We start from the raw sequence: 21,226 nt of genomic DNA, 5'->3' as shown, positions 1-21,226 counted from the left end.
CGTTGCTTGCATACAATTCTTTATTAGCATCCCAAACTCTGTAGAAATAAGGTGTACCGTTTTTAATCTCCCAGTCTTCACCATAAACCATTTCACGGCTGGTACGATTATTTGCATATTTTTCTTTCCAGTTTTTAATTCCGGCCAGTAAAGTATTGTAGTTTGCACCAAAGATCTCTGGCACAGCACCATCAGTACGAGTACCTGCAGCAATTAATCCCGGAATTTCTACTGTTGGATCTAAGAATTTTAAAGTAGAAATTGGATTTGTAAAAGCGGTATTAGCAGAATAAGAGAATCTCACTTTTCCTTCACCTGATTTTCCTCCTTTAGTAGTAATCAAAACTACCCCAAAAGCGGCACGAGCTCCATAAATAGAAGCTGAAGCTGCGTCTTTCAGTACAGACATCGTTGCGATATCATTTGGATTAATAAGCGATAAATCTGTTGGTACTCCGTCAACTAATATTAAAGGAGCGTCTGAACCATTAATTGTACCAGCTCCACGTATATTAATGTTAGCGGCACGGTTAATATTTCCTGAGTTAAAACTAACATTTACCCCCGGTGTTGTTCCTTGTAAAGCTTTGCTCACATCTGTCAGCGGTCTGCTTCCAATTGTTTTAGCTACATCGATTGAGGCAACAGCTCCGGTTAAATTTGTTTTCTTTTGAGAAGAGAATCCTACTACAACTACTTCATCAAGTTTTGAAGTACTTTCAGAAAGATCAACGTTAATTTTTTGTTGTCCTTCCACTTTTACTAATCTGGTTTCAAAGCCCATGTAGCTGAAACTTAATGTTTGTCCTGCTGATACAGAAATGCTGTAATTTCCGTCAAAATCAGTTGTGCTTCCGTTTGAGGTTCCCTGAATAAGAACACTGACTCCAGGTATCGGAATCCCGTCTGCTTTGTTTTTGACAGTTCCAGTAATTGTTTTTGTTTGCCCAAATGTTGCTTGAATGAACAAAACCAACAATGAAATAAGAAATAATTTTTTCATGATTATTTGGTTTTTTTAATGGTTGTTGAGCAAATATATTTATTTATTGCATATAAATGCAGTTTTTTGAACTTTTTTTCTAAAATTGACTAAAATAACGCAAAACAACGCAAATTTTACATGTAAATTCTTTCCTGTTTTATTTTTGAGTCTAAAAAACGCAAACTATTGCACTTTCTTACAAATGCGCAATTTTCAATTGAATTATTTGATATATTTGTGCTGAATTTTAACTTTTTAAAAAATGCTGAAAGCCGAAAGACATAAATATATAATGACTAAGCTTGTTGAAGAACAGAAGGTTGTCACAACAGATTTAGCTTTGGCTCTGGATTTGTCAGAAGATACAATTAGAAGGGATTTAAACGAACTGGATAGTAAGAAACTGCTGGAGAAGGTGTATGGCGGGGCAGTTCAGGTTAAAGAAAAATCTGCAGATGTTTTTGATATCCATATTTCCGGCGAAGAAGAAAAGAAAGCAATCGCAACAAAAGCATTGTCTTTATTGCATGATGACCAAGTTATTATAATGAGCGGAGGAAGTACAAATTTGGTTTTTGCAAAATTAATTCCGTCTCATTTAAAAGCTACTATTTATACTTACAGCCTTCCAATAGCAATGCAACTGTCCCAGCACCCAAATATTGATTTAATATTTATTGGAGGGAAAATGCAAAAAAACGCAATGGTAACAATTGGTATGGACGTGATTCAGGTTGTGTCTAAAATTAAAGCTGATATTTGCTTTATTGGTGCCAGCAGTATTAATATAAAACAAGGCTTAACGGAGATTGGATATGAAATCTCGATTGTTAAAAAAGCCATGATAGAAGCTTCTGATAGGGTTGTGTCTATGTTTTCTGCGGATAAATTAAATACCAAAATGCCGCATGTTGTCTGTGATTTGAATCAGCTCGATACGATTGTAACCAATTTAGATCCGGAAGATGCCAGACTGGAAGAATACCGCAAATCAGGTGTCTTTATATTATAAATTTAAAAAGTAAGTCAAACTTTTCTGCGTTTTTTTGCGTTATTTGAATTTAATTTTGTTAAATAACGCAAAATAATGTATTTGTTTTGTTTTTTGTATATATATTTGTTAAAACTAATTTTAACTACAATCAATATATTATGAAAACCACTACTTCTTTAGCTTACGACATACCCGGAAAATTTGAAGAAACACGATTCGAAAAAAATCATAATGTGATCTTTGAGAATTCTGCAGAAGCTTCAAAAAATGTCGCTCAAGAAATAGCTGAATTAATACTTTCCAAACAAGCCGCTAACGAATCCTGTGTACTGGGTCTTGCTACAGGATCTTCTCCTATAAAAGTATATGAAGAATTAGTTCGAATGCATAAAGATGGGCTGAGCTTTAGCAATGTAATCACTTTTAACCTGGATGAATATTATCCAATGACTAAAGAGAGCCGACAAAGTTACCATTACTTCATGCATCAGCATCTTTTTAATCATATTGATATTAAGCCCGAAAATGTAAATATTCCCGACGGAACAATTGATTTAGATCAGTTGAACCAATACTGCATTGATTATGAAATGAAAATTAAAAATGCCGGAGGGCTTGATTTTCAACTGCTGGGAATTGGTCGTACAGGTCACGTAGGTTTCAACGAACCGGGATCGCACATCAATTCAGGAACACGAATTATTACACTGGATCATATTACTAGAGTAGATGCCTCATCTGATTTTAACGGTATTGACAACGTTCCGAAAAGAGCGATTACCATGGGGGTTTCTACCATTATGCGATCTAAAAGAATCGTTTTGATGGCATGGGGACAAAACAAAGCCGATATCATCAAAAGAACCATTCAGGGTGAAGTAAGTTCAGAAGTTCCGGCAACTTTTTTGCAAAACCATCCAAACGCCACTTTCGTTCTGGATCAGTCTGCTGCATCAGAATTGACGCGTTTTAAAACGCCTTGGCTGGTTGGAGAATGCATCTGGACACCAGAATTAAAAAGCAAAGCGATTGTTTGGCTGTGCCAGAAAACAAACCAGTCTATTTTAAAACTAACAGACCGTGACTACAACAACAACGGAATGTCTGATTTATTAGCATTGGAAGGTTCTGCTTACGATTTGAATATTAATATGTTCAATATTCTTCAGCACACCATTACAGGCTGGCCTGGCGGAAAACCAAACACCGACGATTCTCATCGTCCGGAAAGAGCCAATCCTGCCAAAAAACGAGTGATCCTTTTCAGTCCGCATCCGGATGATGACGTGATTTCGATGGGGGGAACTTTTTCAAAATTGATAAAACAAGGACATGATGTACACGTAGTATATCAAACCTCTGGAAATATTGCCGTTACAGATGATGAAGCCTTGAAATTTGCTGAAGTATGCAACGATTTCACGGGCGGAAATCTTCCAAAAGATATCAACTTCAAATCGGTTATTGAGTTTTTAAACAACAAATCAGAAAATCAGATTGATTCTCTTGAGGTTAGAAAGTTAAAAGGATTAATCAGAAGAAGAGAATCTTATGCAGCAACAAGATACATCGGCTTAAAAGATGAAAATACACACTTTTTGGATCTTCCTTTTTACGAAACAGGACAGGTAAAAAAGAATCCGTTAGGGGCTGAAGATATTGCCATTGTAAAAGAAATCATTGCCAGAATAAAACCGCATCAGGTATTTGCAGCCGGAGATTTAGCAGACCCGCATGGAACACATGAAGTTTGTCTGAATGCGATTTTTGCAGCCATGAAAGAATTAAAACCTGAAAAATATATGGACGACTGCTGGCTGTGGCTTTACAGAGGCGCATGGCACGAATGGGATATCCATGAAATTGATATGGCTGTACCGCTTTCTCCATCAGAAGTATTGCTGAAACGCCACGCTATTTTATACCATCAATCTCAAAAAGACAGAGTTATGTTTCAGGGGAATGACTCCAGAGAATTCTGGGTTAGAGCCGAAGATCGTAACAAAAATACCGCAGTTCTTTATGACGAACTAGGATTGGCAGAATACGAAGCTATTGAAGCTTTTAAACGTTTTGATTATTAGTAATTTCTGAAAAGTTAATCTTTTCGGTGATAAACCTGACGGGTTTTCAAAACCCGTCAGGTGTAATTAATAAAAAAATTGATTTAACACATAGAAACATAGTTTTGATTGTGTGTAAAAGAATATAAAAAGAAACATGTTTCTAACACATAGCTCTCTATGTTTGTTTTAAATAAGTGAAACGCCTTTTTTAAAAAGGTTAAATCTATGTTTCTATGTGTTGAATTAATTATATCTAATGGTTAACACAATCAAAATAGAATTTTAAAATTACCAACCAAAAGCAATACAACAAAATAAATGCCCGATTCTCTTCAATTACAACAACTATCTGATTCCTTAGAAGGAACTCTTTTTTATGATGAACTTCATAAAAAGCTGTATGCTACAGATGCTTCGGCCTACAGAATTATGCCGAAAGCTGTTGCAATTCCTAAAACCGAAGATGATATTGTAAAAATCATTCGCTTTGCTTCAGAAAATAATATTTCAATAACACCAAGAACGGCAGGAACTTCTTTGGCGGGTCAAACTGTTGGAAACGGAATAATTGTAGACGTTTCGAAACATTTTACCAAAATTGTTTCTTTTGATGCCGAAAAGAAAACGATAACAGTGCAACCCGGGGTAATTCGGGATGAACTGAATTTATTTTTAAAGCCGCACGGTTTGTTTTTCAGCCCGACAACTTCTACCACAAATCGATGTATGATTGGCGGTATGGTGGGCAATAATTCATCAGGAACAACTTCAATTCGCTATGGTGTTACACGAGATAAAATTGTCGAGATAAAAGCCGTTTTGAGTGACGGAAGTACGGCGGTATTTAAAGATTTAACTTCTGCAGCATTTATAGAGAAGACAAAAGGGGATTCTTTAGAAAGTAAAATTTACAAAACGATTTACGAGGAACTTTCGAATAAAGAAAATCAGGAAGAAATCAAAAGGGAATTTCCAAAGCCCGAAATTCACAGACGAAATACAGGTTATGCGATTGATGCATTACTAAAATCAGAACTGTTTTCGGGAACTGAAGATACAATCAATTTAGGGAAATTACTTTGCGGAAGCGAAGGAACTCTGGCGTTTACAACCGAAATAACTTTGAAAGCAGACGATTTGCCGCCCACAAACAATATTATGGTTGTGGCACATTTTCATACCATTCAGGAAAGTTTAGAAGCGGTGGTTACGGCAATGAAACATCATTTGTACACCTGCGAAATGATGGATGATACGATACTAGATTGTACCAAAACTAATAGAGAACAGGCTAAAAACCGATTTTTTATCGTGGGAGAACCTAAAGCAGTAATTATGCTTGAAGTAGGATCGCATATTAGTATGGAAGATGCCGAATTACAGGCCGATGCTTTGATTAAGGAGTTGCAGGATAATAATTTTGGATATGCACTGCCTAAAATTTACGGAACTGATATTGATAAAGTAAACGAGGTTCGAAAAGCAGGTTTAGGACTTTTAGGAAGTATTGTTGGCGATGACAAAGCAGCCGATTCTATTGAAGATACCGCAGTTGAACTCAGCGATCTGCCCAATTATATTGCCGATTTTGCGGCCATGATGGAAAGGCATGGCCAAAGTGCGATTTATTATGCACATGCCGGAGCGGGAGAATTACACTTACGTCCGAAGATAAATTTAAAAACAAAAGAAGGATTACACCAGTTTAGAAATATTTCCACGGAAGTGGCTCACTTGGTGAAAAGATACAGAGGTTCACTAAGTGGTGAACATGGCGACGGTATTTTAAGAGGAGAGTTTCTGCCTTTTATGATTGGCGATAAAAATTATGAATTGCTGAAACGAATAAAAAAGGCATTTGATCCAAATACCATTTTAAACGTTGGAAAAATTGTAAATGCTTCTAAAATGGATGAAAATCTTCGTTTTGAAGCAGGGAGAATAGAGCCCAATATTAAAACCATTCAGGACTTTTCAGACAGCATGGGAATTTTACGCGCCGCTGAAAAATGCAATGGTTCAGGCGATTGTAGAAAAATGCCTTCGGCGGGAGGAACTTTGTGTCCGAGTTACCGCGCCACCCGAAACGAAAAAGATACGACTCGCGCCAGAGCTAATGCGCTGAGAGAATATCTGACAAATTCTGAAAAAGACAATAAATTCGATCACGAAGAATTGTATAAAGTGTTTGAATTGTGCGTAAGCTGTAAAGCCTGTGCAAGTGAATGCCCAAGTAATGTAGATGTAGCAACTTTAAAAGCCGAATTTTTATATCAATATCAAAAAGCAAATGGATTTTCTGTTCGTAATAAAATATTTGCTTTCAATTCCAAATTAAATAAGTTAGGAAGTATTGCGCCATCGATGACCAATTTTGTTTCTAATTTGTCTTTGGTGAAAAAAAGCATGGGAATTGCACCTCAAAGACAAGTGCCTTTATTGGCGCCAAAGACTTTTAAAAAATGGTACGAAAAGAATAGAAAATCAGCGGAGACCAATTCTTTTAAAAACGGAAAAGTATATCTTTTTTGCGATGAGTTTACGAATTATTATGATGTTTCTGTCGGAATTGATGCTTACGAATTATTGACCGGATTGGGTTATGAAGTCATAATTACGGACCATGAAGAAAGCGGAAGAGCATTTATATCAAAAGGTTTTCTGGAAGAAGCACAAGAAATCGCCAATAAAAATGTCGCCGTTTTTAAAGATTTAATTTCTGAAGAAACCCCTTTAATCGGAATAGAACCATCGGCAATATTGACTTTTAGAGACGAATATATTCGGCTGGCAAAAGACAAAGAAAGTGCTGAAGCACTATCAAAAAATACTTTTACGGTTGAAGAATTCTTTAAAAGAGAAATTACAAAAGGGAAAATTCATTCCGGACAATTTTCAGATGTTGAGAAAACAATAAAGATTCACGGACATTGTCATCAAAAATCATTAAGCACGGTTGAAGCATCTTTTGCAATGCTGAATTTACCAAAAAACAGCAGCGTTACGATTTACAATTCCGGTTGTTGCGGCATGGCGGGTTCATTTGGTTATGAAAAAGAACATTACGAAATCAGTATGCAGATGGGCGAAGATACTCTGTTCCCAAAAATTCGTGCAACTGAACAAACAACGGCAATTGCGGCTGCAGGAACAAGCTGCCGTCATCAGATATTTGATGGAACGAATAGAACAGCAATGCATCCGGTAACGATTTTAAGAGATTGTTTGAAATGATTTTTTTAGAGAGAAAATAAAAATAAAAATATGTGTTGCGATTTACAATAAGTAATGCATAAAATTAGGTTGGTTACCTATCCTAACAGGTTTTAAAAACCTGTTAGGTATTTTTTGAGCCACAGATTATAAGATTAAAAAGATTTTTTGCTGCCGAAATTTGTTACGAATTAAATCTGCTAAATCTGCGTGAAAAAATAATAGATTAAAAAACTTTGCGACTTCGCGTCTTTGCGAGATTAAAAAGGAATACATAGAAAAAAAACTTAGCAAATCTTGCGTATCCCGAGGTTTCGGGATTGCGCTCTTTGCGGTTAATTTTCAACAACATTAACTAACCAAAAATAGTACCTATGAAAAGCCTAAAAATTTTAATTCTGATACTGCTGTTTCAAACGAAACTTTTCAGTCAGGAATCACCAAAAAGAGAAATGCGCGCTGCTTGGATTTCTACCGTAGACAATATCGACTGGCCGTCAAAACCAGGATTATCAGACAAACAGATGAAATCTGAAATGATCACCATTCTGGATAATTTACGATCTAATAATCTGAATACTGTCATTTTTCAAATCCGCCCAACTGCTGATGCGTATTACAAATCGACAAAAGAACCGGCTTCACATTGGATAACCGGAACTCAGGGCGTTGCTCCGGGATTTGATCCGCTGCAAATGATGATTGACGAAGCCGGAAAAAGAGGAATGAACGTTCACGTATGGCTGAATCCGTATCGCGTTCAAAAAGATACCACCAAAGAAGTATTGGCCAAAACGCATTTGTATTTTAAGAAACCAGAACTGTTTCTGACTTATGGAAAATCAAGATATTTTAATCCGGGCTACAAAGAAACCCGAGATTTTGTTGCTTCTGTAGTGGGTGAAATAGTTCGGAAATATGACATCCAGGCCGTTCACATGGACGATTATTTTTATCCTTATAAAATAACCGGACAAGAATTTCCGGATGAGAAAGCATTTGCGAAAGAACCGCGTCAGTTTAAAGACAAAGACGATTGGAGAAGAGACAATGTAGATTTAATTATCAAACAAATTAGAGATACCATTATTGCGAATAAACCGGAAGTGGAATTCGGAATTTCGCCTTTTGGCGTGTGGCGAAATATTGCCAAAGATTCAGAAGGTTCGAATACTGTGGCCGGAGCGACTAATTACGATGATTTGTATGCCAATATTTTAAAATGGCAAAAAGAAAACTGGATCGATTATGTAACACCTCAATTGTATTGGCACATTGGTTTTGACAGAGCAAATTTTGAAGTTTTGGCAAAATGGTGGGCAGCACACAAATACGGAGCCAATGTTTATATAGGCCACGGTGATTATAAGATCTCGAATACCGCCAAAGAACCAGAGTGGAGAAGTCCGGATCAAATTGTGAAACAGATAGAAATGATCCGCAAAATGCCTTTAATTGACGGTTCGATGCATTTTACGGCATCTACTTTTCTTAAAAAAGGAGATACGCTGCGAAATCCTCTTCTTCAAAAACAATATAAGTATATTGCCTTAACGCCAGAAGCAAGCAGAATTACAAGAATAAAACCACAGCCGCCAACAAATGCTTTGATTGTTAAAAAAGGACCTAATGCCGTGCTGACGTGGAAAGCAGGATTAAGCGACAAGAAATTTGTTATTTATAGATTTCCAAAAGGAAAAATAACTGATTTTTCTAATGCTGAAAATATTTATTATGTTACAACAGCGACAAAATTTGAAGTTCCGACAACTGAATTTGAAACTTATATCTATGCCGTTTCTGCTTTGAGTCAGACCCAGACAGAAAGTCTCCCAATAGAATTTATAACAAGATAAAAAGATATAGTAATGAGAAAAAGTATTTTGCTAATTGCCATTTTTCTGAGTTCTTTAAGTACCATACAAGCCCAGAAACTAGATATTATTCCAAAACCGGTTAAGATTGAGCAAAATGAGGGAACATTCGTAATTCCGTCATTGGTTCAAATCGTGGTAGATAAAAAAGCAGAAAAAAGTGCTGATTATATAAAAGCTTCTTTTTTGACATATACCGGAATTAATCCTGTCGTTTCCATTGGAAATAAACATAAAAAAAATACAATCGCATTTTTGGTTGATGAGAAAATGAATCTTCCAAATGATGGTTATAAATTGACGATTAACAAAAAAGGGATTCTGGTAAAGGGAAAATCTTCAAATGGAGTTTTAAACGGATTACAGACTTTATTGCAGATTTGTTCTGCAAAAGAGGTTAAGAAAGGAACAATCCCGTTTGCAAAAATAGAAGATTATCCTCGTTTTGAATGGCGCGGTATGATGCTCGATTGTTCGAGACAGTTTTTTGATAAACAAACTGTTAAAAATTATATTGACTGGCTGGCAGCACATAAAATGAATATTTTTCACTGGCATTTAACAGATGATAACGGCTGGCGAGCCGAAATTAAATCAATGCCGGACTTAACTTTAAAAGGTGCGTGGAGAGGACCCGGAGAAGTTTTACTGCCGTCTTACGGATCTGGTGACAAACGTTACGGAGGATTTTATACACAGGCAGATATGAAAGAAGTGGTTGCGTATGCATCTGCCAGAGGAATTTCTGTAATGCCCGAAATTGAAATTCCGGGACACTCGCGTGCGGTAACCGCTTCTTACCCAGAAGTGGGCTGTGCTATAACGCAGGAACTTAAAAGTGTGCAGGGTGAAGTAAAAAATGTTTGGTGCGTAGGACGTGAGGAAAACTACCAAATTTTAGATTCGATCATTAGAGAAGTTTTGGGAATTTTTCCTTTTGAATATATTCATATAGCAGGAGATGAAGTCAATCGTGCCAACTGGGAGCATTGCCCAAAATGCCAGGCTTTGATGGCAAAAGAAGGATTTACGGATAGTTTTCAGCTTCAAAATTATTTCTTTAGAAGAGTTCAAAAAATTGTAGATAAATACCATAAAAAAACAAATGGCTGGAACGAGATTTTAAAAGGAGGAGAAATTGATCCGAATACACTGATTTCTGCATGGCAGGGAATAAGTTATGGAATTGAATCGGCTAAAAAAGGATATCAAACTATTATGATGCCCGGACAATATACGTATTTCGATATGGCACAATCTGAAAATGAGCGTGGTCACCGCTGGGCCGCGATTACAGATACCAAAAGAGCGTATTCGTTTGAACCAATTCCTACCGATGATTTAACACCAGAACAGCAGAAAATGATAAAGGGAGTTCAGGGCGCTTTGTGGAGTGAATATCTGGATCGTCCGGCTCGGATTATGGAATACCAAAGTTATCCGAGAATCAGTGCGTTGTCTGAAATTGGATGGTCTAAAAAAGAAGACAAAAACTGGGATGATTTTTATGGAAGATTAACCCACAGCCACTTACAGCGTTTAGCCAATATGGGTATTGCTTTTAGGGATTTTCCGCCAACGGCAATTTATCAAAATGGAACTATTACCGTAACGCCTCCTTACGAAGGAGCAGTTGTACGCTATGATGCACAGGGAAGCGAACCAACAAGACAATCGACTTTGTATACTGGACCAATTCAAGCAAAAAACTACGAGCAATATCAGTTTCGTACTTTCTTTAATGAAGAGGTGGCAAGTCCGGCGGTTAAAGTAGAAAAACTGCCTGTCGCCAATTGGAATACTTCAAAAGCAGAGGTTTTAAATATTTCGGAAAATATTTCAGAACATGTGGATAAAAACGGGATTTGGTATTTGACTTTTAATCCAACTGCAGATGGAAGTGCTAACGGCTTTGTAAGAACAGTTTCGCTTTTTGAAAATGATAAACTGATACAAAGTTTCCCAGAAGAAAAAGCGTTAAAATTAAAACCCCGCCTGCGATTTGTAATTGAAAATTACAATGAAAAAAATACCTATCGTTTAGATTTTACGGTAGAAAATAAAGAAGCAAAAGAATCTGCTGCAAAGGTAAATTTCAATTGTTCGCCTTATTTAGAACCGGAAGTAAAAGTGACATCATCAATGGCCGAAAATCCTAAATTTCCAATCTCGAATTTAGAAGATTATAATGTCGAAACTTATTTACGCACCGATGTTCCGTGTGCAGATGGTGACTGGATTTTGTATACTTTTACTACTCCTGTAACGTCTTCTAAAATTGATGTGTTAACGGGAATTCCGCATCACCCGAGATTCATTGTGAACAACGGTTATGCAGCATATTCTTATAACGGAATTGATTTTATAAAAGGAGATGCTTTTGATTATGGAAATACATCGATCTATCCAAAAGAGCCTGTAAAAGCAGTAAAAATTGTTATAACAGGAACAAATAATGAACCTCTTATGGCGGGGCAGGACTTACGAATTAATCCTTAAAAGAATGAAAAAGACAATGATAAGAATTGCACTTGTTTCGTTGGTGTTTTTAGGAATCAGCGGTTATGGCCAAAATAAAGCAAAGCAGTCTTTTGATGTAAAACGAAATGAAGTTTACATTGATTCTATGATGACAAATGCGCTCCAAAAAGGATTTTTTCCGGGAGCTCAGATTATGGTGGGAAATAGAGATGCTGTTTTTATTTCGAAAAATTATGGCTTTCAGGATTACTCAAAAAAACAGTCTGTAAAATCAGAAGATGTTTACGATCTGGCATCGATGTCTAAAGTATTGGGAGCAACTCTGGTGACGATGCGTCTGGCTGGTGAAGATAAAATAAAACTTACCGATAAATTAGGAGATGTTGCAGCTGTTTACAAAAGTACACCCATTGCAGATTTGACTCTTTTTGAATTATTAACCCATACTTCAGGATTAAAAGCCAGTATTACTTTTTATCAAAGTCTGCTTTCAACGCCTGATGGATCGCCTTTGCTAAGCAGTGAAAAATCTGCCGAATATCCTGAATTGTTTGATACGATGTATGTAAACAAGAATATTGTTTACGATTCTAATTACCTTTCTTTTATGCCAAAAGAAAATTGGATCCAGATTTATAAAAATATGTGGCTGAATCCGGAATTTTATAAAACCGTTTATGCGCAGATTGCCGCTGCAAATGTCAATCCACGTGGGAAATATGTATATAGTGATTTAAATCTGCTTTTGGTAAAACAAATGATAGAAACCAAAACAGGAAAAAAACTAGATCAGCTGACTAATGAAATTTATAACGAACTAGGTATTTCAAAAATCGGATATAATCCTTTAAAGTGGACTTCCATCGAAAATGTAATGCCGACTGAAGTAGATAATTTTTTTAGAAAAGATACTATTCACGGATATGTTCATGATGAAGCTGCTGCTATTTTTGGTGGAGTTTCCGGAAATGCTGGTTTGTTTGCCAATGCAGAATCGATTGCTGTTATCTGCAAAATGCTGTTAAATAACGGAAAGTATAATGGAAAACAAATTCTAAAAGCAGCGATTGTAAAAGAGTTTACAAAATCGCCTCTTGCCAAAGAAGGAATTTACCGCGGACTCGGTTTTGATAAACGAAAACCGGATGAGTTTTTTAAAGCAGATGATTTTGGACATACGGGTTTTACAGGAACTTTTTTCTTTCTAAATCCGGATACGGAGAGATTTCTCATTATTCTTACCAATCGCGTAAATCCAACGAGAACAAATAGATTAATGTATAAAGATGATTTTAGTGCTAAAATTTGGAGGCAGATTAATAAGTAAAAGAGGTTTGCCGCAGATTAAAAGGATTTTCACAGATTTCTATTTTTATTTTGCCACGAATTGCACAAATTTTCCCGAATTGATTTGTGTTAATTAGTGCAATTTGTGTCAAAAATCATTTTAATCCTTTTAATCTGTGGCAAAAAAATATAATTGATATGAAAAAACTAATCCTAATCTGTGTTTTAATATCCACAGTTTCGTTTGCTCAAATAAAAACCGGAGCGCAGAATTACAATGCCTATCTGCCTTTACTGAAAGGGAAAAGCGTTGGTATCGTTACCAATCAAACCGGAATTATCGATTCTAAAACTCATTTAGTTGATTTTTTGGTTCAGAAAAATATCAAGATCAAAACGATTTTTGCTCCTGAACACGGATTTAGAGGTACAGCTGATGCAGGCGAACATGTTTCTGATGAAATCGATGCCAAAACGGGCTTGTCGATTACTTCCCTTTACGGAAAAAATAATAAGCCAACCCCTGAACAATTGAAAAATATTGATATCATGGTTTTTGATTTACAGGATGTTGGAACAAGATTATATACTTACGTTTCTACAATGCACAGAATTATGGAAGCCTGTGCAGAGAATAATGTTCCGCTGATTGTACTGGACCGCCCAAATCCTAATATTGCGATTGTTGACGGTCCGGTTTTGGACATTGCTTTTCAAAGCGGTATCGGGATGCATCCAACGCCTTTGCTTCACGGAATGACTTTGGGCGAAGAAGCGAAAATGATTAATGGTCAAAAATGGCTGAAAAATGGAGTACAATGCAAATTGACAGTTATTCCGTGTTTGAATTATAATAGAAAAATGACGTATAGTTTACCTGTTCGGCCTTCGCCAAATTTACCAAACGACCAATCGGTTAATTTATATGTGAGTTTGTGCCTTTTTGAAGGAACGAACGTAAGTATGGGACGCGGTACGGAAAAGCAATTCCAGATTTATGGTTCGCCGTATTTACCAAAAAGCAATTTTGCCTTTACTCCAAAACCTAATTTTGGAGATAAAGACCCTTTGTACAATGGAGTGGAATGTAATGGAGAAGATTTATCGGCTATTCCTAGAATTAACAAACTGGAAATTAAATGGCTGATTAAAGCGTATCAGTCAACTTCGGATAAATCGAAATTTTTCGACAAAAGAAAATTTTCTATAAGAGCCGGAAATGAAAAATTACAACAGCAAATCGAAGCCGGAACATCTGAAGAAGAAATTAGAAAAAGCTGGCAGGAAGGTTTGAAAAACTTTAAGAAAATGAGAGCGCCTTATTTAATTTATCGCTAAAAAGATGCTCCAGTGGAGCATAATACCTATAGCAATTATAAATCCCTGATTTCAAGCTCCATCGGAGCGATATAAATATGCCGCTCCGATGGAGCTTTATGTATGGAGAAATAAATTATGCTATAAATATTGAGCTCCTCTGGAGCTTTTATAATAAATAAAATTTAGGAACTAGATATTTGAGTCACTTACACTCATGTGTACATTAATCAAATTGTAAGTAAGGATAAGCAAGAATGTTTTTTGTATCTTTATTTTTTCGGGAGAAAATTAGAATTTTATTCTTCGGAAAATAATAAATAAAGATAGTTCAAGTCTTAAAATAAAAACGATGACAGTGATTACAGAGCAAAATGTTGAAGCGATAAAAAAAGTATTGCCCATTATTTTAGCGACTTCTATTTTTATGCAGATGCTTGATTCGACAATTTTAAATACTTCACTGCCTTCTATTGCCAAAGATCTGCACGAATCGCCTCTGGATATGCAGAATGCAATTATAAGTTATGTTTTAACCTTGGCACTTTTTATGCCTGTCAGCGGTTTTTTATCGGATAAATTCGGTACAAAAAAAGTTTTTATTGCTGCTTTAGTTTTATTTAGCCTCGGATCCTTATTTTGCTCGCTTTCTCAAAACCTGACTCATTTAGTTTTAGCCAGAATCGTTCAGGGCGTGGGCGGTAGTTTAATGACACCGGTAGGAAAACTGGCTCTCATTAAAACATTTCCTAAAAATGAATTGCTTAAGGCGATGAACTTTGCTATTATTCCTGCCTTAATTGGACCGGTATTAGGACCCTTGGTAGGAGGTTATATGGTTGATTATTTGTCCTGGCACTGGATTTTTCTAATCAATATTCCGTTTGGCCTTATTGGGATTCTTTTAAGTCTGAAGTATATGCCCAATTATAAATCTAAAATAATCGACTTTGATTTAAAAGGTTTTTTCATCTTCGCCGGAGCGTCACTTTTATTGTCTATTTCGCTGGAACTATTTGGTAATACTGTTCGTGTGTCTCCTGTTTTAGTCATTTTAATGTCTGGTTTTTTAATGCTTTATTGGTATTACCGCCATGCATCACGAGATAATAATCCTATTTTTCCTTTAAATTTATTCCAGGTAAGAACCTTTAGAGTTGGTATTGTGGGCAATTTGGCTACCCGTTTAGGAATTAGTGCTATTCCGTTGTTACTGCCAATGATGATTCAGATTGCTTATGGACAATCTGCTGTTGTGTCCGGGTGGATTGTGGCTCCAATGGCGCTTACGGCCATGTTTGGAAAATCGGCAGTAATTGGTATTTTAAACACCTTTGGATACCGAAAAACATTAATGGTGAATACTTTTATTATTGGTGTTTTAATTTGCTGTCTGGCTATTCCCTCTATTCATAATTCTATTTATTGGTATGTTCCTATAATTTCAATATTAGGTTTCTTTAACTCGATACAATTTACTTCCATGAACTCTATTTCCATTGCCGATTTAAGACAGTATCATACCAGCAGTGGGAATTCTTTAATTTCCGTTAATCAGCAATTGGCAATTGGTTTCGGAATTGCTTTTGGATTATTGGTCCTTAAAATTTTTCAGGGTGATGTAAAACTTATTCATCATGAAATTCATAATGCTTTTAGGTATACTTTTCTGGTGGTAGGTTCTTTAACTATTTTATCAGGACTTGTTTTTAGAAGACTTCATTTTAAAGATGGTGATAATTTAAAACCTGCTAATTAAAAAAAAACTAAACTATAAATTAATTTACCCAAGACCCGATTTACATTATAATGAATACAAACGATACCCCGACTGCCATTTTACAAACCAAACAACATTTTGAAATACTTGATGGACTAAGGGGTATCGCAGCTTTAGCAGTTGTAATATTTCATTTTATGGAATGGGTTTTTACAGATCCCGGTGAAAATTTTATCGGACATGGTTTTTTGGCTGTTGATTTCTTTTTCTGTCTTTCCGGATTTGTAATTGGATATGCTTATGATGACCGCATTGTAAAAATGGGACTTCGTAATTTTTTTATCTCAAGAATTATAAGACTTCATCCTTTGGTTATCGCTGGATCAATATTAGGTTTACTTGCTTTTTTGTTCGATCCGTTTGGCGGACATCTGGAACTGTACAGCGCCGGTAAAATTATGCTGACTTTTTTATGTTCGATATTTCTTATTCCTTTTCCTGTAATTGAAGATCGAGGGTTTAATTTATTCAGTTTTAATGCACCTGCATGGTCATTGTTTTGGGAATATATTGCCAATATTGTATATGCATTTGTACTTTATAGAATTGGCCGAAGTTACCTGCTGATCCTAACAATACTTTCAGCAGCGGCGATTTGTTATGTGGGGTACAATTCCGGGAATTTATTAGGAGGATGGAGCGGCCCGACTTTTTTGGACGGCTGTGCCAGAATATCGTATTCTTTTTTAGCCGGATTACTTATTTACCGCTCTAATTGGATTATCAAAAACAAACTCGGATTTGGAGGACTTTCTCTATTATTGTTATTGGCTTTTGTAATGCCATTTTCAGATTGGAACTGGATATCTGAACCTTTAGTAATATTATTTTACTTTCCATTATTAGTGGCTTTGGGTGCCGGATCAGTTTTGAAACCTGGTTTGAAAAAGATATGCGTATTTTCAGGACAAATCTCTTATCCGCTCTATATGACTCATTATGCCGTATTGTGGATGTTTGGAAATTATTACACGACACATAAACCGGATACGATGTCATTAACTTTTATTGTTGTAACCGCAGCGATTCTGCTTGTTGGATTTGCTTACTTGGTAATGAAATTTTATGATATTCCGTTTAGGAAATATTTAAGTGATAAACGAAGTAAAAAAACTTTACAAAAATAAAATAACATTCAATTTCAAGGAGTTCAATACTTTCTCAACTTTTAAAAGTTTATTTAAAATTATGCCTTTGGAATAGGTAAATTTGCAGCTTGGTATTGCGTTTTCTCTCCATATCAAATTTACTTTAATCGCCCAATAATGTCCCAGAATAAAAAATCAATTTATACACTTCAGTTTGTTTTACTCTGTTTGAGTTCTTTATTATTCTCTTCGAGTTTTAATATGATGATACCAGAGCTTCCCAATTATTTAAGCAGTCTGGGAGGTGCGGAGTATAAAGGGCTTATTATTTCGTTATTTACGCTTACGGCTGCAATTTCCCGTCCTTTCAGCGGTAAACTTACTGATAAATGGGGGCGTGTTCCTGTTATGGCCATAGGATCTTCTGTATGTGTCATCTGCGGATTTCTATATCCTGTTTTGAGTTCCGTTTCCGGTTTTTTGCTGCTGCGTTTAGTTCACGGTTTTTCAACAGGTTTTAAGCCCACGGCTACATCAGCTTATGTTGCCGATATTATTCCGCAGGAAAGATGGGGAGAAGCTTTGGGAATGCACGGTTTATGTTTTAGTATTGGAGGTGCTTTGGGACCTGCATTTGGGAGTTTAATTGTAAATGCATTTGGAATTAATGCGATGTTTTATGCTTCTTCTTTCATTGCTTTTTTGTCTATTGTAATTGTAATGAATATGAAAGAAACGCTGGCCGGGAAAGAAAAACTAAATAAATCCATGTTTTATATCGGCAGAAATGATATCATAGACAGAGGAGCACTTCCGGCAGGAATTATAACTTTCTTTTCTTATACCGCTTACGGACTGATACTTACTTTGATTCCGGATTGGAGTGAACATCTGGGAACACAAAACAAAGGGGTATTTTTTACAGCTTTTACGGCAGCATCTGTTCTGGTACGCTTTGGAGCAGGTAAAATGTCAGACAGACACGGGCGAACCAATGTTATCTTGGCCGGATTAATTATCACGTCCATTGCTTTATTTGTAATTAGTGAAGGGAAAAGTCCCGGAATGCTCTTAATAGGAGCCGGGATTTACGGTATGGGTACCGGTATTTTATCACCGGCAATAAGTGCCTGGACTATTGATTTAAGCAGACCTGAACATCGCGGAAAAGCCGTAGCAACGATGTACATTTCGATGGAATTAGGAATTGGACTAGGAGCACTTCTGGGAGGCAGTTATTACAGCGACCAGATAATGCGTATACCGCAGATTATGAAAATAGATATTTTGGTATTAACTATTGGGTTTTTATATCTATTGTATTGGAAAAGAAGTAAGAACAAGAAAAATCCGGCTTAAAATTAATAAGCATATCACTGTCTAATCTCAATCTGAATTATATTCCAAGGATTAGGCATTAGGTGCAAGGTTTTTTTCGCCAGTATTTGAATCTTTTCGGATACACGGTTCATTATCTTTATGACTTCCAGTTGGTTTTTCATCCCAGTCACCCCAGTCGCCTTTATAGATTTTTACGTATACCAATTCATTGTTTTCGCCACTAAACAAACGGCTTCTGGATGCAGTGCAGCTGTAGTTTTCTCTTTGATTTGTTTTTGAATTTTTCATCTTAGTAAGGTTTAATAAAAGTATCTAAAAGTACTCAGACTGATACAGTATTACTTATATAATAAAATGAATATCTTATCAAATTCACATGTTTAATGTGCGAAGTATGAGAGAGTTAAAACCAGCCTTCTTTGATTGCTTTGGTGATTACTTCAGTTGTGTTTTTCGTTTTGGTTTTTCTTAGAATATTTCTTCTGTGAGTGTTAATGGTTTCGACACTTAGAAATAATTTATCTGAAAGGGATTTGCTGTTATGGCCGTCAATAAGGTTTCTTAAGATCTCTTTTTCTCTTTTAGTAAGGATTTCTTTCGAGGGTTTAAAAGCAGTTTGTATTTCGACATCAATATAAGAAGGTTCACCATCAAGACCAATAAAAGATAATACAGGTCTGCCGGTTGGTTTTAAATGCGTAATGTCCGTATGAATATCGAGTACTCGTAATGCACCTCCTTCGGGTGATGTCTGGATGGTATAAATCTGTTGTAATATCCTCACATACTTGCCATTGGTGTGTTTAATCCTGTAATCGTACCTGATTTTATATTTCATTAATTTTTCAGGAGAAAACTGCGAAAAGAATTTCATCGCTGTATTTTCGATATTCAAAAAGAATGGAATATCATCAGGATGAATGTTTTCAATAGAATATTCGGTTGTAAATTTTTCTGGCAAACATCCTAAAACCTTAGTAACATTATCTTGTACATATTCAATTGTTGAGGTAGCAAGATTAAAAATAAGATAATAATATTCTCCTACAGAAAAGATATCAACTATTCTTTTTATATACTCCAGACTGTAGTTAGGTGCAATATAAACATCAGATTTTGCGACACTACTCCAGATTTTCTGCAATTCTGCTAGTGGATCCTGATTCATAATAGAGTTGTTTTTGGGTGAGCTAAAACTAAGAAAAATATTCTTAAAAAAATACTCATTAGTGAGTATTTTTTAAGAATTGTTTAACGTTTAAATTTGAAATGTTAAAATTGGTTTAATGATAATTATTAAAGCATTATAATTATGTTTAGTTTTGGAAAAAGCAATAAAGCACCTATTGAAAATAACCTTGTTGATGAGAGAGGGAATAAAGGCATAATATTTATTCTCGTTTTAGTTATTATAGGACTTGTTTTTACTGTTCTATACGCATGTGATAATGATAAAACTTTTATTCCTGTCTTTACCACTTTGTTTTTTATAGCAGGAGGTATTTTTGCATTTACTACTTTAATAGGTTTTTTATTTGGTATTCCAAGAACTATAGTAATAGACGAATCCGAAAAGGTGAAATCGCGGTATATGGGTAATGATAACTTACTTCAGGTAAGCGACTGGCTGACTAAGATTATATTGGGACTCGTTTATATTTTATAAAAATGCTGCGGGATAGTGATAATGACGTTAATAATGAGGAAGATGAGCCAGTGGCAGAAATAAAAACAAAAGTAACAACTGACATTATAACGGGAGTAACTACTACAGAAGAAAAAAAATAAATTTTATTACGAAAGAATTAATGAGGTTGTAATATTAAAAAAAACGAGTAATATCTTAAAAATCAAATATTCTAATATTGAATTCAGCCACAAATAAAAAACTCAAATTTCTTCAGCAATATTGTGAAGAAAATTATTTGGAACTAAAACGAAAGTTTCCAAACATGATAGGATTGCATGTAGATCAAAAAGTTAAAAAAAACAAAAAAATGAGAATCTACAGCATTGTATTTCATGTTTTGAAAAAAAATCCTGATGAGAATTATAATTCAATTCCTCCATATATAGAAATCATTTTTCCAAATCATTTACTTTATAAAATACCCACTGATATAATTGAACGCAATCATTTTAAACTTCAAAGCGGATACCCTGGTTGTAGAGTTTTAAATTCTACAGTTAACGAAATAGGTTCGTGCAGTATTTTTCTCAAAAAAGATAGTGATATTATTGCAGTTTCTAATATGCATGTAATGGGAAGTCAATTTATCACAGACTCCACGAGTTATGTTCCAGACTTAGGAAATAATTTGCCAAAAGTTGTTATAGGGCAGGATCAATCAATAAAAGGAACTGTTTTTAGAGGAGCATTTAATGATAGGCTTGATGTAGCTTTTTGTAGAATTGACCCAAATGATCATCAAAAAGTATCAAACATAGTCCCTGGGGTTGGTAAAATTCAAGGTTATTATAATGCAACCAATAATTATAATAAGTATAAAGAAGTAAAAGTATACGGAAACATCAGCAAATTGCAGCGGTCTACAATAAAAAATGTTTCAACAATACTAGAGTTTAATTATTCTACTGATAATCTTTCTTTTTATCACATTTTTTATGGAGTTAGCTGCTTAGAAGATAGTGTAACTTCAGGCGGAGATTCGGGAGGTATTGTAATTATGAATGATAATCAGATTATTGGAATCGTTTTAGGTTCTGATGGAAAAAATACATATTATCTGCCTTATATTAGAATCAAAGATTATTTTAATGCAATTGTTTTATAAAATTA

The 21,226-nt window shown here is 35.4% G+C and carries 15 protein-coding genes; 12 read left to right on the top strand and 3 right to left on the bottom strand.

Going from position 1 to position 21,226, the window contains the following annotated elements:
* On the bottom strand, positions 1–1,003 hold a 1,003-nt coding region (locus BKM63_RS23400; protein WP_165608799.1), incomplete at its 3' end, for a carboxypeptidase-like regulatory domain-containing protein.
* 244 nt (positions 1,004–1,247) lie between these two features.
* On the opposite strand from BKM63_RS23400, the gene BKM63_RS23395 reads away from it, so the two are divergent.
* The 10 genes from BKM63_RS23395 (at position 1,248) to BKM63_RS23350 (ending at position 18,444) form a co-directional block, all read left to right on the top strand.
* Complete coding sequence (locus BKM63_RS23395) at positions 1,248–1,997, top strand: DeoR/GlpR family DNA-binding transcription regulator (RefSeq protein WP_071634560.1); 750 nt, start codon at positions 1,248–1,250, stop codon at positions 1,995–1,997.
* A gap of 140 nt (positions 1,998–2,137) precedes the next feature.
* Positions 2,138–4,063, top strand: coding sequence for a glucosamine-6-phosphate deaminase (gene nagB, locus BKM63_RS23390; RefSeq protein ID WP_071638981.1), 1,926 nt, complete (start codon positions 2,138–2,140; stop codon positions 4,061–4,063).
* A gap of 300 nt (positions 4,064–4,363) precedes the next feature.
* Complete coding sequence (locus BKM63_RS23385) at positions 4,364–7,279, top strand: FAD-binding and (Fe-S)-binding domain-containing protein (protein WP_071638980.1); 2,916 nt, start codon at positions 4,364–4,366, stop codon at positions 7,277–7,279.
* Positions 7,280–7,632: 353 nt separating this feature from the next.
* On the top strand, positions 7,633–9,114 hold the full coding sequence (locus tag BKM63_RS23380) for a glycoside hydrolase family 10 protein (protein WP_071638979.1): 1,482 nt from the start codon (positions 7,633–7,635) through the stop codon (positions 9,112–9,114).
* 12 nt (positions 9,115–9,126) lie between these two features.
* Positions 9,127–11,631 (top strand): beta-N-acetylhexosaminidase, encoded by a 2,505-nt coding sequence (locus BKM63_RS23375; RefSeq protein ID WP_071638978.1) that lies wholly within the window; start codon positions 9,127–9,129, stop codon positions 11,629–11,631.
* A gap of 4 nt (positions 11,632–11,635) precedes the next feature.
* Positions 11,636–12,940 (top strand): serine hydrolase domain-containing protein, encoded by a 1,305-nt coding sequence (locus tag BKM63_RS23370; protein ID WP_071638977.1) that lies wholly within the window; start codon positions 11,636–11,638, stop codon positions 12,938–12,940.
* 158 nt (positions 12,941–13,098) lie between these two features.
* Entirely contained in the window at positions 13,099–14,238 is a 1,140-nt protein-coding gene (locus BKM63_RS23365) for an exo-beta-N-acetylmuramidase NamZ family protein (RefSeq protein ID WP_071638976.1), read from the top strand.
* Positions 14,239–14,569: 331 nt separating this feature from the next.
* Entirely contained in the window at positions 14,570–15,976 is a 1,407-nt protein-coding gene (locus BKM63_RS23360; protein WP_207539308.1) for an MFS transporter, read from the top strand.
* 50 nt (positions 15,977–16,026) lie between these two features.
* Positions 16,027–17,124, top strand: a complete 1,098-nt coding sequence (locus BKM63_RS23355; RefSeq protein WP_071638975.1) for an acyltransferase family protein — start codon at positions 16,027–16,029, stop codon at positions 17,122–17,124.
* 138 nt (positions 17,125–17,262) lie between these two features.
* Positions 17,263–18,444, top strand: a complete 1,182-nt coding sequence (locus tag BKM63_RS23350) for an MFS transporter (RefSeq protein ID WP_071638974.1) — start codon at positions 17,263–17,265, stop codon at positions 18,442–18,444.
* A gap of 51 nt (positions 18,445–18,495) precedes the next feature.
* Here the strand turns inward: BKM63_RS23350 and BKM63_RS23345 are convergent, their stop codons facing one another.
* Entirely contained in the window at positions 18,496–18,714 is a 219-nt protein-coding gene (locus BKM63_RS23345; RefSeq protein ID WP_071638973.1) for a hypothetical protein, read from the bottom strand.
* A 115-nt stretch (positions 18,715–18,829) separates the two neighbouring features.
* Positions 18,830–19,594, bottom strand: a complete 765-nt coding sequence (locus tag BKM63_RS23340; RefSeq protein ID WP_083572325.1) for a LuxR C-terminal-related transcriptional regulator — start codon at positions 19,592–19,594, stop codon at positions 18,830–18,832.
* A gap of 144 nt (positions 19,595–19,738) precedes the next feature.
* Between BKM63_RS23340 and BKM63_RS23335 the strand changes: the two genes are divergently transcribed.
* Positions 19,739–20,092 (top strand): hypothetical protein, encoded by a 354-nt coding sequence (locus BKM63_RS23335; protein WP_071638972.1) that lies wholly within the window; start codon positions 19,739–19,741, stop codon positions 20,090–20,092.
* Positions 20,093–20,423: 331 nt separating this feature from the next.
* Positions 20,424–21,221: a hypothetical protein gene (locus BKM63_RS23330; protein WP_123907112.1), complete on the top strand. Its 798-nt coding sequence runs from the start codon at positions 20,424–20,426 to the stop codon at positions 21,219–21,221.
* The last annotated feature ends 5 nt before the right edge of the window (positions 21,222–21,226 follow it).

This window comes from Flavobacterium johnsoniae, from assembly GCF_001879205.1.
Taxonomy (GTDB): Bacteria; Bacteroidota; Bacteroidia; order Flavobacteriales; family Flavobacteriaceae; genus Flavobacterium; species Flavobacterium johnsoniae_A.
Note: the sequence above shows the minus strand (reverse complement) of the source record. Positions and strands in the feature narration are given on the sequence as shown.